Source organism: Liquorilactobacillus mali, from assembly GCF_001437155.1.
GTDB classification, from domain to species: Bacteria; Bacillota; Bacilli; order Lactobacillales; family Lactobacillaceae; genus Liquorilactobacillus; species Liquorilactobacillus mali_A.
On sequence record NZ_JQAR01000002.1, the window covers coordinates 45,098 to 61,170 of the forward strand.

At 35.1% G+C, this 16,073-nt stretch carries 15 protein-coding genes; 13 read left to right on the top strand and 2 right to left on the bottom strand.

Annotated elements, in window-relative coordinates; genetic code table 11:
* The first annotated feature begins 1 nt into the window (after position 1).
* The 8 genes from IV36_RS01280 to IV36_RS01315 all read left to right on the top strand — a co-directional run bounded on the left by IV36_RS01280 (position 2) and on the right by IV36_RS01315 (position 8,630).
* Entirely contained in the window at positions 2-577 is a 576-nt protein-coding gene (locus IV36_RS01280; RefSeq protein ID WP_056990539.1) for a beta/alpha barrel domain-containing protein, read from the top strand.
* 187 nt (positions 578-764) lie between these two features.
* A complete protein-coding gene (locus IV36_RS01285; RefSeq protein ID WP_056990364.1) occupies positions 765-1,733 on the top strand; it encodes a LysR family transcriptional regulator in 969 nt (322 codons plus the stop codon).
* Between the two features lie 43 nt (positions 1,734-1,776).
* Positions 1,777-2,697: a manganese-dependent inorganic pyrophosphatase gene (locus IV36_RS01290; RefSeq protein ID WP_003687382.1), complete on the top strand. Its 921-nt coding sequence runs from the start codon at positions 1,777-1,779 to the stop codon at positions 2,695-2,697.
* A gap of 109 nt (positions 2,698-2,806) precedes the next feature.
* Complete coding sequence (locus tag IV36_RS01295; protein ID WP_056990365.1) at positions 2,807-3,673, top strand: AraC family transcriptional regulator; 867 nt, start codon at positions 2,807-2,809, stop codon at positions 3,671-3,673.
* Positions 3,674-3,754: 81 nt separating this feature from the next.
* Positions 3,755-4,645, top strand: coding sequence for an alpha/beta hydrolase (locus IV36_RS01300; RefSeq protein ID WP_056990366.1), 891 nt, complete (start codon positions 3,755-3,757; stop codon positions 4,643-4,645).
* A 22-nt stretch (positions 4,646-4,667) separates the two neighbouring features.
* Positions 4,668-5,861: an MFS transporter gene (locus IV36_RS01305; protein WP_056990367.1), complete on the top strand. Its 1,194-nt coding sequence runs from the start codon at positions 4,668-4,670 to the stop codon at positions 5,859-5,861.
* A 268-nt stretch (positions 5,862-6,129) separates the two neighbouring features.
* Positions 6,130-7,038 carry an ROK family protein gene (locus tag IV36_RS01310; RefSeq protein WP_003687388.1) on the top strand — a complete coding sequence of 303 codons (909 nt, stop codon included), beginning with the start codon at positions 6,130-6,132 and terminating at the stop codon, positions 7,036-7,038.
* A 140-nt stretch (positions 7,039-7,178) separates the two neighbouring features.
* Positions 7,179-8,630 (top strand): glycoside hydrolase family 1 protein, encoded by a 1,452-nt coding sequence (locus IV36_RS01315; RefSeq protein ID WP_056990368.1) that lies wholly within the window; start codon positions 7,179-7,181, stop codon positions 8,628-8,630.
* Positions 8,631-8,784: 154 nt separating this feature from the next.
* On the opposite strand, the gene IV36_RS01320 is transcribed toward IV36_RS01315, so the two are convergent.
* A complete protein-coding gene (locus tag IV36_RS01320) occupies positions 8,785-9,630 on the bottom strand; it encodes an AraC family transcriptional regulator (protein ID WP_003687391.1) in 846 nt (281 codons plus the stop codon).
* Positions 9,631-9,778: 148 nt separating this feature from the next.
* On the opposite strand from IV36_RS01320, the gene IV36_RS01325 reads away from it, so the two are divergent.
* The 5 genes from IV36_RS01325 to IV36_RS01345 all read left to right on the top strand — a co-directional run bounded on the left by IV36_RS01325 (position 9,779) and on the right by IV36_RS01345 (position 15,229).
* Positions 9,779-11,044 carry a PTS sugar transporter subunit IIC gene (locus IV36_RS01325; RefSeq protein WP_003687393.1) on the top strand — a complete coding sequence of 422 codons (1,266 nt, stop codon included), beginning with the start codon at positions 9,779-9,781 and terminating at the stop codon, positions 11,042-11,044.
* A gap of 43 nt (positions 11,045-11,087) precedes the next feature.
* Complete coding sequence (bglX, locus tag IV36_RS01330; RefSeq protein WP_056990370.1) at positions 11,088-13,310, top strand: beta-glucosidase BglX; 2,223 nt, start codon at positions 11,088-11,090, stop codon at positions 13,308-13,310.
* Between the two features lie 182 nt (positions 13,311-13,492).
* Positions 13,493-14,254: a DeoR/GlpR family DNA-binding transcription regulator gene (locus IV36_RS01335; protein WP_003687398.1), complete on the top strand. Its 762-nt coding sequence runs from the start codon at positions 13,493-13,495 to the stop codon at positions 14,252-14,254.
* 189 nt (positions 14,255-14,443) lie between these two features.
* Positions 14,444-14,773, top strand: a complete 330-nt coding sequence (locus IV36_RS01340; protein WP_056990371.1) for an ASCH domain-containing protein — start codon at positions 14,444-14,446, stop codon at positions 14,771-14,773.
* 225 nt (positions 14,774-14,998) lie between these two features.
* Positions 14,999-15,229 (top strand): endoglucanase, encoded by a 231-nt coding sequence (locus tag IV36_RS01345; protein WP_235810214.1) that lies wholly within the window; start codon positions 14,999-15,001, stop codon positions 15,227-15,229.
* Positions 15,230-15,420: 191 nt separating this feature from the next.
* On the opposite strand, the gene IV36_RS01350 is transcribed toward IV36_RS01345, so the two are convergent.
* Complete coding sequence (locus tag IV36_RS01350; protein WP_056990375.1) at positions 15,421-15,996, bottom strand: TetR/AcrR family transcriptional regulator; 576 nt, start codon at positions 15,994-15,996, stop codon at positions 15,421-15,423.
* Positions 15,997-16,073 lie beyond the last annotated feature (77 nt).

Genomic DNA, 16,073 nt, shown 5'->3' on the forward strand with positions numbered 1-16,073 from the left:
TATGGGAAGAAACGTCAAATCTATAATTTTCACGACAGATATAGCAATCGTCAGGAATACAAATGCGGATGCAATCTGGGCAGTATATCCATTCACGCCAGATCCTGCGATTATGCAGGCTATACATGTCGCCTCCGATAAACCTGTTTTCTCGGGAGTAGGTGGTGGATTAACAAGTGGCAAACGTTCAGCAGACATGAGCCTTTTTGCTGAGAGTTGGGGGAGCCTAGGTGTAATAGTGAATGCCCCCACATCTGTAGATACAATTAAATTGATAAATGATGTCGTTGATATTCCTATTATTATGACTGTGATTTCGGCAGATATTGATTTTGATGAGAAATTTGCGGCTGGGATCGATGTCATTAATGTAAGTGGTGGTCGGAATACTGCTAAAATAGTTAAGGAAATTAGGATGAAGTATCCAGAAGTCCCCTTGATTGCAACAGGTGGTCATTCGGATGAATCTATTTGTTCGGCAATCGCTGCTGGAGCAAATGCAATTATTTATACACCGCCGACAACAAGCAGTTTGTTTTCTCGAAAAATGAAGGAATATCGTGAGTTTGGATTCTGATCACTCAAGTATAAATAATCACGATGAAAATAATTCTCCATAAAAATATTTAATTTAAATTTGGTTTTTTATTGTAAGTGGTCTTGATTTTGTTATATTATTAACTTGTGAATTAAATATGAAATGTACAGATTAGCAATGTACGGCGAATAATATTTAATGATTAGTAATGGAGGAGAATCGATGTATGAAGACAAAACAAGAGAATATTTTTTCTTCGAAAACGCTTAGTTACTTCTTGCAATTGGCTGAAACAATGAGTTATACGCAAGCAGCGCAGATCCTAGGAATTACACAACCAGCATTGACGCAGCAAATAAAGAAGCTGGAGAGAACAGTTGGAGCACCATTATTCTATTCTGTTGGTAAAAAGCTGCACTTATCGGATGCGGGGTATACAATGTTAGATGCAACTCATCAAATTTACGAAACATTGAACCGTGCAACAGATGAGATTCAGCAATCAACTAGTGCTGTTCAAGGAGATATCAGTGTTGGGATTCTAGCTTCAGTAGAAGATCATGTCTTTACTCAATTCGCGATTGAATACTACAAGCAGCATAGTGATGTCAAGATCATTTATCATATGCTGACTCGCAAAGAAATTTGGGAACTTCTCGAAAGCAATAGTATTGATCTAGCTGTAATGTATTTACCAGATGATAGTATCAAGAATTGGAAACCATATGAATCTAAGAAAATCATTGAGGAAAACTTGATTTTCTTACATAGTGAAGATGAGTTTTCGAAGAAACGTCGTATCAAATTGCGTGATACCTTGAACCGTGATTGGGTAACTTATCCTCCTAAATATTATTTGAATAGTACATTGCTTGAAACTTACAAGAATTCCTTAGTTGATAAACCGCATAGTGTTGCGCATTTTGCCACTCCGGAACAACTTTTTGATTTTGCACAGGCAACAGGTGTCAATACTGCTTTACCGACATCATTTGTGGTTTCACACCAAAATGAAAATGAGAAGAAACTCAGCGAGGCACATTTTGACCCAGAGATCACTTTTGATTTGTCCTTTGTTTTTCGCAAGGATAAAGATCAAATCCCACGAATTGCAAGTTTCTTGGCAAGTTTCGATGACTTTCTAAGTGAAAAAAATTATATTTCGCGCTTGACAGAAATAAGCAATCAAGGTTAAATCAAATTAGAGAACTAAATAAGTAAGAATGGAGATTTTTTCGATGAAAGAACTTGTTTTTGGTCACAAAAATCCAGATACAGATGCGATCGTTGCTGCTAAAGCTTTTGCATATTTACAGAACCAGCTTGGCGCTGATGCAGAAGCTGTTGCATTGGGTACACCTAATGAGGAAACAAAGTTTGTTCTAGAACATTTTGCTGAGAAGGCACCACGCGTGGTGACAGAAGTGAGCAAAGAAGTTGATGCTGTAATGCTTGTAGATCACAACGAGGCTCAACAAAGTGTTGATGATATTAAAGATGTTACAGTCACACATGTTGTTGACCATCATCGTATTGCTAATTTTGAAACAGCTGCTCCACTGTATTACTATGCTGAACCTGTTGGTTGTACAAGTACAATCATTTTGAAGCTGTTCAAGCAAAATAATGTGGAAGTACCTGCTAAACTGGCTGGTTTGATGTTGTCTGCAATTATTTCTGATACTCTATTATTCAAGTCACCTACAACTACGCCTGCTGATGAAGAAGCAGTTAAGGAATTAGCTAAGATTGCTGATGTTGACTATGAGACATATGGTCTAGAAATGCTCAAGGCAGGAACGAACCTTGGCAGCAAATCGGAAAAAGAATTAATTGATTCAGATGCAAAGTCATTCAAGCTTGGTGGCAAGACTGTTAGAATCAATCAAGTAAACACTGTTGATCTCGCTGAAGTTTTTGCACGTGAGGCTAAGTTGCGTAGTGCAATTGAAGAAGAAAGTGCTGAAAAGGGATATGACCTGTTCCTGTTGATGGTTACAAACATTCTTGATAGCAATACACGCCTACTAGTTGTCGGCGAACCAAAAGATGTTGTTGAGAAGGCTTTTGATGTTAAATTGACAGATGACAAGGTTGATCTTCCAGGCGTTGTTTCACGTAAGAAACAAGTTGTACCTCCACTGGAAAAGGCATTTTAGTTAAACATTAAATTTAAATAAAGCAAGCACAAAGGTAATTGTAAAGATTATTTTTGTGTTTTTTTTATGTTACTATATAAGAAAATTGATTGTGGAGGGGTCTTATTAGATGGCAGATTCTTCATTTATTCATGAGATTATTAAACCAACCAATCCATTATCTGTCTGGATGTATTTGCATGATAAAAAAAACGTGACTTATGTTGCTCCACATTGGCATCAAGCCATTGAGTTATCGTATACCGTTTTTGGAACAATAGACGATTTCGTCATAAACCAAACACATTTTAAAACAAATTGCGGTAAAGTATTGGTTATTAATTCGCAAGAGGTACACAGTGTTTATGCAAGAAACAGCAGAAGTCAAGCAATTTCAATTATTTTTCCTTATCCGTTAGTTAGTAGATTATATCCGCGAATTGAGGATCAGTTCATTGATATCAATAATACAGAAAAGTTTGACGCAATCAAAAAAGAAGCATATATCAAATTACAAACAAATTTATTCAAATTGTACCAAATAATGAAAAGCGATGATGATTACAAAAATTTAAAATTGGAAGCAACCAGTATTGAAATTTTACAGTTGCTTATTGAATACTTCACTGAATCAAAGAGTGAGTACAATAAAATATACGGAACAAAGGAATTTGTTGTGAACAGAATTCAAATGATCACAAAATTTGTTAATGAAAATTACTATCGAAAAATAAGTCTGGATGATATTGCTACTGAGGTAAATGTCTCAAAAGAATACTTAACAAAGTTTTTCAAGAAGTATATGGATTTGACAGTAGGACAATATATTACAAATGTTAGAGCCCAAAAAGCTTATTACGATATTCTTGGAAAAGCAGGAAATTTAACACAGATTGCAAACAAAAATGGTTTCTCAACGACCAGGGCAATGAATAAGGCATTTGTAGGAATATATGGAAAAAATGCAAATGTGATTTATAAAGAAGATAATAATTGACAAGTCTTAAGATTATATAGAGCTTTTTTGAATAAAGTTCATAGTTTAAAATGAAAGCGTAAACAAAAAGGAGGAAACGCTATGCCAGAACAAAGTGTATTAGATCAAATAAGGCAGATCCGGGTAGATTGGAAAAAAGGAGATGATGAGCGGGATTCTGGATTACCTAGAGAAGTTGCTGGGGTAAAAAGGATAAATGATATTGCTTATGGACCTGATCCAAAGTGGAATTTGTTGGATATCTATATACCACAAAATGTTGATGGGAAAATACCAGTTATCATTAGTATTCATGGTGGTGGTTGGTGCTATGGGACAAAAGAAACCTATCAGTTCTATGGGCTTGGAATTGCTCAGAGAGGTTTTGCCTTTGTAAATCCTAATTATCGCTTAGCTCCTGATGTCGTTTTCCCAGAAGAATTGGATGATGTAAACCGCTATATTCACTGGGTTGATAAACACGCAGATGAATATGGACTAGATAGAAATAATGTTTTCTTGGTAGGAGATAGCGCCGGTGGTCAAATGGCCGAGCAATACTCTGCAATTATAAAGAATAAAGATTATCGAGAAAAATTTGGATATAAGTTGACTGATTTAAAATTCAGAGCGGTTGCCTTGAACAGTGCTGCTACTTTTGTATTAGATCCAGGAGTGATAAGTGGAGCACCAGAAGCATACTTTACAGACAAAGTAGTTAAAGAAAGATTAGATATGTTAGATACGGAAAAATATATCGACTCTTCTTTTTTGCCAACATATATTTCGACAGCAAATGAGGATTTCCTCAGAGAGTTATCGATCAAGTTCGATAGTTTCTTGACAGAACTTGGAGTGGAACATGTTTTTAAAGAGTATGGGGATAAAAATGATCCACGATCACATGTCTTTTTGATCAATCAAAAAGATGAAATCGCCAATTTGGCTAATGATGATGAGATTAATTTCTTTAAGAAGTTTATTGTTGAGTGACTATTGAATAGGAGGTAACAACATGGATAATATCAAGGACAAGTTAAGTTTCAAAGCCTCACTGTTATCTATTTCTTTGTTTCTAATGATGGCCCCGCAAATTTCATCAGCACTACCATTGATGTATCATGCTTTTCCAGGAGTTAGTTCGGCGGGGGTTGATACTTTAGCAACTATTCCTAATTTTGGGATAGTGATTGGCTTGCTGATTAGTCCCTTTATAGTGCGTTTTATGAGTGCTAAACCAACAATTATAGTAGGACTGGTAATCACTTTAATTGCAGGAACATTTCCAATGTATTCAACAGTATACACGGCAATTTTAATTTCGAGATTATTATTAGGTTTCGGAATTGGTCTCTTTAATTCTTTAGCAGTTAGTCTTATTCCTGAGTTTTACAAAAATGATGAGGAAGAATTGGCTGCAATGATTGGTTATCAAAATGTAATGGGAAGTGTCGGTGCAGCACTTGCATCATTCCTACTCAGTTATTTAGTTACTATCAGTTGGCATGCGGCCTTTGCAATTTACTTTTTAGTAGTACCGGCATTGATATTGTTCACTTTATTCGTACCACTTTCAAAAAATAAGGATAATACGGCTAAGTCAAAGAAAATTGTTGCAGAGAAACAAAGTATAAATGGAACTGTGATTCTGATTTCAATATTAATGTTTTTGATCTTTATGTTTTACATGCCAATATCTTTTGCTTTACCAAGCTTCATTGTTAATGAAAAGATTGGAACATCTAGCACAGCGGCCGTGATTGCAGGGGTGTCGACATTGGTTGGGATTCCTATTGGTGCGAGTTTTGGTTTCTTCTTTAAAAAACTACATGATAAGGTTTTTCCATTAGGTTTTGCACTTGTTGCACTTGGTTTTGCATTAGTAGCAATGTCTCAAAGTCTAGTCCTACTAGTTATAGCTGTACTCATATTAGGTTTTGGTTTTGGCATAGGAGTACCATATATGTACAATTGGTTAGACTGGGCAGCACCACAAAACTCAATCAATTTAGGTACAACAATCGTATTGGTTTTGGTAAATATTGGTTGTTTCATATCTCCAACGGTTATTAGTGGTATTGAAAGTTTGTTTGGAATGGATTCAGCAAGAGATATCATGATTTTAAGTTCAGGTGCCTTTGTACTGATCTTTATCTTCGCGTTGACTCATTACATTAAGGTTCATAATCAGCAAGTGAAGACCAATTAAGTCCTTTTGTTTTTTTCGAATTGAGCAGCTATATTGATCTAATTTGTGAAAATCTAAAATGTGACTAGGATGAATAGATTAATTCGAAGTTACAAGGAGGTGCGCCAAGTTCGTTGGCTTATTACACTTCCTTATTTGTCTGTAAAACATCTGATTGCTAAACAGCTCAGGATTCCATTTTAACGGTAGTAGTTTTTCTAAGATTCATTGGATCTAAATTGTGATAAAAAGTAAGAAATAATAATATTTGAGAAAGAGAGGGAATTTTATGCGTAACTATCTTAGCATTGATATTGGTGGAACCGCGATAAAATACGGATTACTTGATCATTCTGGGAATATTAGTGAGAAAGATACAGTGGATACTCCACAAAATCTGGAAGAGTTCAAACAAACCATTAAAAATATTATTTCCAGATATAAAGGCAGAGTATATGGAATTGCATTTAGTGTTCCTGGTAAAGTCGATTCAAAGCAGGGAATTGTATATTTTGGAGGCGCATTACCTTTTTTAAATGAGTTTAACTTTGAAAAATTCGTCCGCGAAGAGTTTGGCGCAATACCAGTTGGTGTGGAGAATGATGGTAAATCTGCAGCACTTGCAGAAATGTGGTTAGGAAATCTCAGAGATGTAGACAATGGGGCGGCAATAATATTAGGTACGGGTGTTGGTGGAGGAATAATTATTAACGGAGACCTTCTACCAGGTAGCCATTTCCAGGCTGGTGAACTTAGTTTTATGATAGGCAACTTTAATAATGTAGATTATAAAGAGTTTGTAGGTACGAGTTTGTCAGCTGTCAAGATGATAGAAAAAATTGCATTGAAAGAAAAATTGGAAAATAAGAAAGACGGGCGAGCAGCATTTGCGTTGATAAATAAAGAAAATGCTGAGGCTATTGAGATTTTCAGAGAATACTGTAAAAAAATTGCATTATTGATCATAAACGTTCAAACAGTTGTTGATGTGACAGATTTTGTAATTGGCGGTGGAATAAGTGGTCAACCGGTACTCATAAAAACTATTAACGAAGAGTATGACAAAGTACTAAATAAATTGACTTTACTAAAGGACACTTTAACTAGACCACGAATAAAAAAAGCAAAGTTTGAAAATAGTGCCAATCTTTATGGCGCACTATATGGATTATTACAGAAGATTGATAATAATTCATAGTATTTAACAAAAAATATGGTAAATGATAAGTAAAGCATCATGATGCAATAGTAGGGAATGGAAGTAGCTCTACTTGTTGCCATCCATTTCAGAAAGTTGATACTGATTTAGAAATATGGAAATATGAAGGAGAAAAATTAATGTTTGATATTAAGAAAAAGTTTCCAGATGGCTTCCTTTGGGGAGGCGCTACAGCTGCCAACCAACTTGAAGGAGCTTGGGACAAAGGCGGTAAGGGACCATCAATTGCTGATACATTGCCAGGTGGAAAAGAGCGTTTTGCGATTGCAAACAGTCAGAAATTTGACTGGAAATTAGATAGCAAGGAATACACGTACCCTAATCATAGAGGAATAGATCATTATTATCGATTTAAGGAAGACATTAAGTTGTTCGCAGAAATGGGATTTAAGTGCTATCGCTTCTCAATTGCCTGGTCGAGGATCTTTCCCCAAGGTGATGAAGAGATTCCCAACGAAGCAGGATTGAGATTCTACGATCGACTGATTGATGAATGCCTGAAATATGATATTGAACCTGTAATCACTATCTCTCATTATGAATTGCCACTGAATCTTGCGAAGAGCTACGGTGGATGGAAGAATCGTGATTTAATCAAGTTCTACGAGCGGTTTGCTCACGTAGTTTTGGAACGTTATCATTCTAAAGTACGCTATTGGATGACATTTAATGAAATCAATTCAGCATTTCACTTCCCAGTAATGAGCCAAGGGCTTGTTCCAAGTAGTGGAGCAAATGATTTCACAAATATTGTTCAATCTTGGCATAATCAATTCGTAGCAAGTGCGTTGGCAGTGAAGATAGGGCATGAACTTGATGAACATCTGCAGATAGGATGTATGATTTTATATGCAACAAGCTATGCATATGATGCTAATCCAATAAACCAATATGCTAATTTGAAACAGATGCAAGACTTCAACTTCTTTTGTGCAGATGTCCAAGTAAGAGGTAAGTATCCACAAACAACAGCACGAATGCTGAAAGAACATGATGTTGATCCAACCGCATTGGAGATTACAGATAAGGACCTAGAATTGATTGCACAAAATACCGTTGATTACATTGGATTCAGCTACTATATGTCTAGGGTAACTGATGTAACTAGTGAGCATGGTGAAGGCGTTTCTGGTAACCTGATAGGTGGGGTAGCTAATCCATTCTTGAAGAGTAGTGATTGGGGCTGGCAGATTGATCCGAAAGGGTTACAGATTGCACTTAACGAATTATATGATCGCTATCAAAAACCGCTATTCATCGTTGAGAATGGTCTAGGTGCTAAGGATGTTGTTGAAAAAGATGGTGCGATCCATGATGACTATCGAATTGGTTATCTGAAACAACATATTGAGGCAATGCGAGGAGCAATTGCCGATGGAGTCAATTTGATGGGATATACGCCATGGGGCTGTATTGATCTGGTCAGTGCATCAACTGGTGAGATGAGCAAGCGTTATGGTTTCATTTATGTAGATTTAGATGATGAAGGAAAAGGAACACTTGATAGGTCGCGCAAAGATTCGTTTTATTGGTACAAAAAAGTTATTGAAAGCAATGGTGAAGAATTGTAAAAGATGTAGCGAAAGTGAATAGTAGTCATTGCTAGACAAAAAATCTGATTTTTGGAACACGTTTATCCGGAATAAATAGAAGAGCTAGGTTAAAAGTTAACTTTTGACCCAGCCTTTTTTATCGCTTTTTATTATTGGAAACCAGTAAAATCAACTATATGTTGTTAATGATAGTCTGTCTATAATTTGTAGGGGACACATTGTATAAGGCATGGAATGCATTATATAAATTTCGATAATCGCTAAAGCCACATTTTTCAGCAATTTCTGACATTGTCATTTTTGAATTTGACATTAAATTAATTGACTGATTTACTCTAACTGAGTTCAAAAAAGACTTGAAGGTAATTCCTAGACTATTCCTAATTAGTTTTGAGCAATAAGTATCTGAGTATGAAAAATGGAGGGCAACATCATGCAGAGTTATTTTTTCTGAGTAGTGTTGATTGATGAACTGAATAAACAAGTTAATGAATTTCAAATCTTCATTTGAGTTACTATTTTCGGGCACTTGCTTATAATTGTTAAATAAGAAGTTTATTGTATTTAATAATAAAGAAAAAATTTGGATGTTTTTTGAAATATAATTATCTTTTGAATTCTCTATTTTTGTGAGTAATTGTAATTTGGATTGCAGTTCTGCAGAGTTTGATGATCGATCTTTTACAGTATTTAGATTAAACAGAAATTTCTCTGAATATTCGCCAAAGGTTAGCGATTTTAAGAATTTTAGGGGAAGCTGAATACATAAGATCCAATTACGTTCGGTACTTTTAGTCTCATGGACAACATTAGGATTTATGACAATTACATCATTTTTTGAGAGGATATACTCTTTATTTATGAATTTAACATTAAGAGAACCTTCAAGACAAAAGAGTAACTCAGTACTTTGGTGCCAATGAAATGGAAAGCTCCTTGTCAGATCAAATGCATGGAAGTCAAATAATTTAAAAGGATAGTCATTTTGTGTAAGGATTAGTTCATGGGTAATTTGCATTATTATCACCTCTCAGAAATTTGATACAAGTTAAGAATAACAAAATTATTGGAAATGACAAATAATTACATACTTTCCATTAACAAGTTTCATTGCTGAATTATTGTAAGCGCTATATTATGTAAATGAAAAGAAAGGAATGATAAGAATGAAGGACAAAATTACAAAGTTTTTTAATAAAGTTTCACCTGGATTGAATAAACTCGGAAATAATATTTATTTACAGACGATCATGGGAGCAATGATGACGCTTCTTGGTCCAATAATTCTGGGATCATTTGCAGTTTTGGGAGCAGTTTATGCTGCAAAATATAATTTGACAGCTATTGCTAATTTATTAGGGGTTGTCAATACTTTAACAATTGGTTCCATGGCCCTTTATTTGGCATTCTTAATGGCTAAATTTTTAGCCAACAGTATGTTGAACGATGATGATGGGACTGCGGCAGGAATTATATCATTAATGAGTTTCTTGATTATGACACCGCTTGGAAAAATAGTGTCAAAATCCGGATCCGTTGAAGCTATTCCAACAACTTGGTTATCATCTCAGGGTGTTTTCTCAGCTATTATTATTGGATTGTTAGTTGGTCGCGGATATGTATATATTAAAAGACATGGGTGGACAATAAAAATGCCAGAAGGTGTTCCACCAATGGTTTCTCAAGCATTCGCAAGTCTTATTCCTTCAATTGTGATTGGAGTAATAGCAGCAATTATTTCATTCATATTTACATTGACAAGTTGGAATAGTTTCCATCAGATGATTTTTAATCTTATTCAAACACCACTCAGCAATATTGGTGGATCTGTCTGGGCTATGATAGCTGTGACGTTGTTAATGCAAATATTATGGTTTTTTGGAATACATGGGACAAATGTCATCTTACCGCTAGTTACTCCCATTTGGTTATCGCTTGATATGCAGAATCTTGCCGCTTTTAAAGCGGGAAAAGAAGTTCCAAACATGTTTGGACTTGCATTCTTCAATGTTGTTACTTGGGGTGGAACAGCATTAGGGCTTGTATTGCTGATGTTATTTGTTTCTAAGAGTAAAAGATATAAAGAAATGGGACGATTAGCAATAATTCCCTCACTTTTTGGAATAACTGAACCTGTCATCTTTGGAACACCTCTAGTTTTGAATTTTGATTTTCTGGTTCCTTTTGTAACTAATAATACGATTGCCATAATTATAGCGATGATTAGTACAAAACTAGGTATAGTAGCTCCTTTTTCGGGGGCACAAGCTGTATTCGGATTACCGCTGGGGCTGCATGCTCTTGTTGGTGGACATATTTCAATTGTTTTCTTGCAGCTATTTATTCAATTGGTACTATCGCCATTACTATGGTTTCCTTGGTTCAAGAGAGCAGATAGAAAGGCATTTATTGAAGAAAACCAAACAAAATAATGCTAATTAAATGTAACTATGTACAATGGAGGCAGGTAGTCGTATGAAGGAAAACGAATTGAGAAGTTTATTGAATGATTTGTCCTTAGAAGAGAAGATAGGACAACTGGTACAATTATCAGGTGAATTTTTTAAAGCAGATGATATTTCGATTGGACCTCAACAAAAGTTAGGTATTACCCAACGAACTGTTGATTTGACGGGTTCTATTCTAAACGTTGCTGGGGCAAAAGTCACAATGGATATTCAGAAAAGACAGATGGAAAAGCAACCGCATCATATTCCAGTGCTGTTCATGTCAGACGTAATATATGGATACAAAACAATTTATCCTATTCCATTGGGTTTGGGTGCTACATGGAACCCAGAATTAATAAAGAAAGCTTTTAATACCGCTGCGAATGAAGCCGCAGCGGCAGGAAATCATGTTACTTTTGCACCAATGGTAGATGTAGCACACGATGCTCGTTGGGGCAGAGTGTTGGAGTCACCTGGCGAAGATCCATTCCTCAATGCTTCCTTTGCTAAAAATATGGTTGAGGGTTTGCAGGAGGATCTAGTAACTGGAGAAGGGCAGATTGCCTGTGTAAAACACTTTGCGGCCTATGGTGCCGTTGAGGCAGGAAGGGAATATAATACTGTTGATATGTCGCAAAGTAACCTATTTCAGAATTATCTACCACCTTATAAAGCGGCTCTAGACGCTGGAGCAAAAATAGTTATGACGGCATTAAACTCATTAAATGGAGTTCCAGTAACCGCAAATAAAGAAATACTAGTGGATTTGTTAAGAAAAAAATGGGGCTTTGATGGAGTAGTTATTTCAGATTATGCATCAATATATGAACTAATAAAACATGGTTTTGCGAGTGATGAGTTGGATGCTAGCCAAAAAGCATTTGCGGCGACTGTTGATATTGATATGAAGTCTTCTTGTTATGCTAATAATTTAGAGCCATTGCTAAAAAGTGGGAGAATAAGTGAAGAAAAAATCAATAAAGCGACATGGAGAGTTCTCAGTATAAAAAATGAACTTGGGCTGTTTGAGGATCCCTTTAGGGGGATTAGTGTTGAGAAGGAAAAGAAGAGAATTCTCTCTAGGGGTGAACGACTATTAGCTAGGAGGGTTTCTGAAGAGTCAATTGTTATGCTAAAAAACAAAGATAATATTTTGCCATTGAATAGTTCTCTGAAAATAGCATTGATTGGGCCATATAGTGATAGTCAAGAGTTGCTGGGAATGTGGGCCGTTCATGGAAATTCGAAGGATACTGTTAGCATAAAACAAGGATTTGAACAATATGTTGAAAAAGAAAATCTACTTGTCGCAAAAGGTACTGATCTTATCGATGACAGTAAAATATTACGTGAAATGAATTTTCTAAGCGAAGAACAAATAGAGAAGATTGTTTCTTCAGAAAATGTCAGAAAGAGCAATGAGAAGAAAGCTATAGATGTAGCAACAAAATCTGATATTGTAGTGATGGTTTTAGGTGAGCATACTTTAGAATCAGGTGAAGCGGGATCAAAAACCAATTTACATTTATCTAAGAATCAAAGGCTGTTGCTAAAAAAAATTAGCAAGCTTGGTAAAAAAATTGTTTTGGTAGTAATTAGTGGGAGACCACTCGTACTCACAGATGTTGAACCTGAAGTAGATGCAATATTGGAAGCATGGTTTCCTGGTACGGAAGGGGGGAACGCAATTGCTAATATAGTTTTTGGTAAAGCTAATCCATCTGGAAGATTGTCAATGAGCTTTCCTTATGATGAAGGGCAAGAACCACTATACTACAATCAGTTAGTTACGGGCAGACCAATAAATAAATCACAACATGTTGGAAGATATGTTTCAAAGTATATTGATAATCCCAATGCGCCTCTTTATCCCTTTGGATATGGACTTTCATATAGTCAAATTGAATATGGTGAAATAGTCCTAGAAAAAAATAAAATTAAGTTAGGAGAAGATTTGAGAGTACAAATTGAGCTTTTCAACAATAGTGTTTATGATTCTTTGGAAACTGTTCAAGTTTACCTGAATGATAAGGTTGCAAGTGTAGTCCAGCCAGAAAAAAAATTAATTGATTTTAAGAAAGTTCATGTTAATGCGAAGTCAAGGGTAACTGTTGATTTTACAATTAAACCAAATAGTTTATCGTTTTTTAATAATAATGGAGAAAGGTTAATAGAGAAGGGAGCATTTACACTGCTTGTCGGCCGTAATTCAGTCGATTTAGCAGAAAAGAATTTTGAAGTTTTCTAGGTAACATAATTCTTTGTGGTGAGTAATAATAATTTCTAAATTTTTGTCATAGTTATTCATAATTTACATTTTGAGCAGAGTATTCTTATATCAACCATTTTCTGTAAGTCTTTGTCTTTATATCCTTAATATAGTATAATTAATTTTAGATTTTTAAAAGTTGATAGATTTGAGGAATATTGATGAGTCAAGAAAAAAGAATTGAATTAATTAAGAGATTACTGGATGAGAAGCAGGAACTAACCACAAAGGACATAATGGCTGAATTTGGTGTATCGCAAGATACCGCACGACGTGACATAGTGCTTTTGTCTGAACGAGGTGAAGTAAAGCGGACGCATGGTGGAATTTTACCACTTGATTTTGGAAATAAAGTACCTAACTTTCAAAGCCGTCTTTCAAGATTTACCGAGCAAAAGACCAAGATTGCATTAGAAGCATTGAATTACTTTCATGCACATCGTGTTTATTTTGTTGATGCATCTACAATTTTGTTGAAAACATGTCAGAATTTGAATTTACCGATGACAATCATTACACATTCATTAGATAATTGTATGGCGCTTGCCGAGGAAGGCAAGGTCAATGTTAAAGTTCTAAGCGGAACTTTAGACCACCAAAACCGTTTCTTCCATTCAAGTGCAGCAATTACTGAATTAGAGAATGTTGCGTTGGATACAGCTTTTATTGCTGCATCTGGGATTGATGAACATGGTATCTACTTACTTAATCAAGAAGACGCAGAAATTGTCGGAAAGGCTGTTGAGCGAGCACGCAAGGTCATCTTAGTGGCGGAACATCAGAAATTCATCAATAATTCTTATTATCGGATCTGCTCTCCAGATAAGATTTCAATGTTTATTACTGATCGTGAATTGACTGTCGCAGAACGTGCAATCTTCCCTGAGTCGACAAGAATACAGCTTGCTGGTGAGGTTGATTAGGGCAGCATTAAACGTATCCTGTGCAATAGCTTAGATACAGGACTTGCAAAAATTATGAAAATATAATAGTATTTTAATTATATAGTTAGTATATTTTTAATTCTACTAGCTGAGTAACACTTTGTTTTGCAGAATAATAGTTTTTGTAACTTGTTTCAAGTAGCTAGTGTTTGCAGGAGGTTGATTATAGTGGATATCAGTTTAGGCGATGAATTATTCGATAAGATTTCAAGCGGTACTAAAACGGTTGAAGTTTTTCTCAATGACGAGCAAATGAAACATTTTGGTGTAGGTGACACACTTGCCATCCATCGAAAAAGCGACGACGAAGATGTGATATTGACGAGTGCGTGGAGCATTAAAAAATGTCGAACAATGGTAGAGCTCTACCAACGGTACACCCCAGAAGCAGTAGGAATGGCTCCCAAAGAATTATCTGGGATATACGATTCCGATACCGTAAAAAAGCAAGGATTGCTAGCAGTTAAGATGAAAGTTTTAAGGCCAAATTATGAATAGATAAGAATGAATTTGAATAAGTATGAATATGAACGTTTCGCTTTTAGCGATGCGTTTTTTTTATTTATTATTTAGGTACCTCTAAAAATGAAAGCTTTATGACAAATTTGGTCTGGCAAGTACAACCGCTACTATTATTATAATGCATGTAGATTACCTTATAATTTAGCACAGAGTAAAGATACCAAAAGTAGGAAAGTTTTAAATAAAATGATGAAGTTCTTTATGACAAAGGAGTATATTGCAGGTGGATATACACTTAGTGGGCGACAACTGTCAAATTATCAGTCCGCTAGCTTTGGTGCACCTATCTTCTATGCTGCTAAGGATTCGCAGAAATATAACAAATTAATTCAAATGGAAAAATATATTTTTATGCAAAAACTCGAAGCAGATAATTACTATCAGTCTGCATTAATAACTTTAGCTAGTGAGAAGTTCTTAAAGAATCAATAATTTGAATTCTTAAAATGAAAAAGACTGTATTCTAAGATATCTTGGAATGCAGTTTTTTTTGAAATTATCTATTCTGGGAAATATCAGATTTCAGCCTTAAAAATATGTAGTTTACATGCAAAACAATAAGATATCCTATCATCTCTTATTTTAATTCCCGTTGATGCTGCTTAATTTACTGGAAGATAGAGTTACCAAAAGGTGCTATATAGTTTAGTGAAGATATTTGTCATCTCTAGGCAAGATTCTTTTGTTCCATTTGCAATCCAAAGTGTAAAGACATTAAAAAGAGCTCCAGATTGAAGATATACCTGATATTTTTCAAGCTTTGTTGCGGCATGACTATATTTCAGCATCAAGTCATTTAATTGTTTCAGAATTTGATGACTAAGACCTGCATTAATAAGAGTTGCATACAACGTACGATGATTGAAAACTATTTCAAACAGATTAAAGATAAATTGCTTAGGATTATTGGTTTTACCTGAAACCGGGTCAACATAGGGTTTCAGTCCTGAGTTGACTTCTTCTATAAAGTTATCAATTAAATCATTCAGGATCTCAACTTTGGAATTATAGTTATTGTAATATGCAGTCCGAGAGACACCAGCTAATTTAACAATTGAACTGATCGTTATTTTTTCAAAATCTTGTTTTCTCAATAATTCAACCAGTGCTGTGGCAATGGCCTCGCGTGTCAATCGATTTACTTCAGAGTTTGATTTGTTTTTCATTTTTATTTGAATCTCTGAGAACAAGTTGGACATTACAAAATCTCCTTTTTTGTACAAGTTATGGTATAAGTAGCTTTTTTTAATTGTTGCAGTTTTTTCAATACTTTATA

Coding starts and splice junctions, on each gene's coding strand:
- IV36_RS01345 (WP_235810214.1), top strand. CDS start 14,999: ATGACAAAGGAGTATATTGCAGGTGGATATACACTTAGTGGGCGACAA.
- IV36_RS01290 (WP_003687382.1), top strand. CDS start 1,777: ATGAAAGAACTTGTTTTTGGTCACAAAAATCCAGATACAGATGCGATC.
- IV36_RS01350 (WP_056990375.1), bottom strand. CDS start 15,996: ATGTCCAACTTGTTCTCAGAGATTCAAATAAAAATGAAAAACAAATCA.
- IV36_RS01335 (WP_003687398.1), top strand. CDS start 13,493: ATGAGTCAAGAAAAAAGAATTGAATTAATTAAGAGATTACTGGATGAG.
- IV36_RS01285 (WP_056990364.1), top strand. CDS start 765: ATGAAGACAAAACAAGAGAATATTTTTTCTTCGAAAACGCTTAGTTAC.
- IV36_RS01280 (WP_056990539.1), top strand. CDS start 2: ATGGGAAGAAACGTCAAATCTATAATTTTCACGACAGATATAGCAATC.
- IV36_RS01310 (WP_003687388.1), top strand. CDS start 6,130: ATGCGTAACTATCTTAGCATTGATATTGGTGGAACCGCGATAAAATAC.
- IV36_RS01315 (WP_056990368.1), top strand. CDS start 7,179: ATGTTTGATATTAAGAAAAAGTTTCCAGATGGCTTCCTTTGGGGAGGC.
- IV36_RS01305 (WP_056990367.1), top strand. CDS start 4,668: ATGGATAATATCAAGGACAAGTTAAGTTTCAAAGCCTCACTGTTATCT.
- IV36_RS01300 (WP_056990366.1), top strand. CDS start 3,755: ATGCCAGAACAAAGTGTATTAGATCAAATAAGGCAGATCCGGGTAGAT.
- IV36_RS01320 (WP_003687391.1), bottom strand. CDS start 9,630: ATGCAAATTACCCATGAACTAATCCTTACACAAAATGACTATCCTTTT.
- IV36_RS01295 (WP_056990365.1), top strand. CDS start 2,807: ATGGCAGATTCTTCATTTATTCATGAGATTATTAAACCAACCAATCCA.
- bglX (WP_056990370.1), top strand. CDS start 11,088: ATGAAGGAAAACGAATTGAGAAGTTTATTGAATGATTTGTCCTTAGAA.
- IV36_RS01325 (WP_003687393.1), top strand. CDS start 9,779: ATGAAGGACAAAATTACAAAGTTTTTTAATAAAGTTTCACCTGGATTG.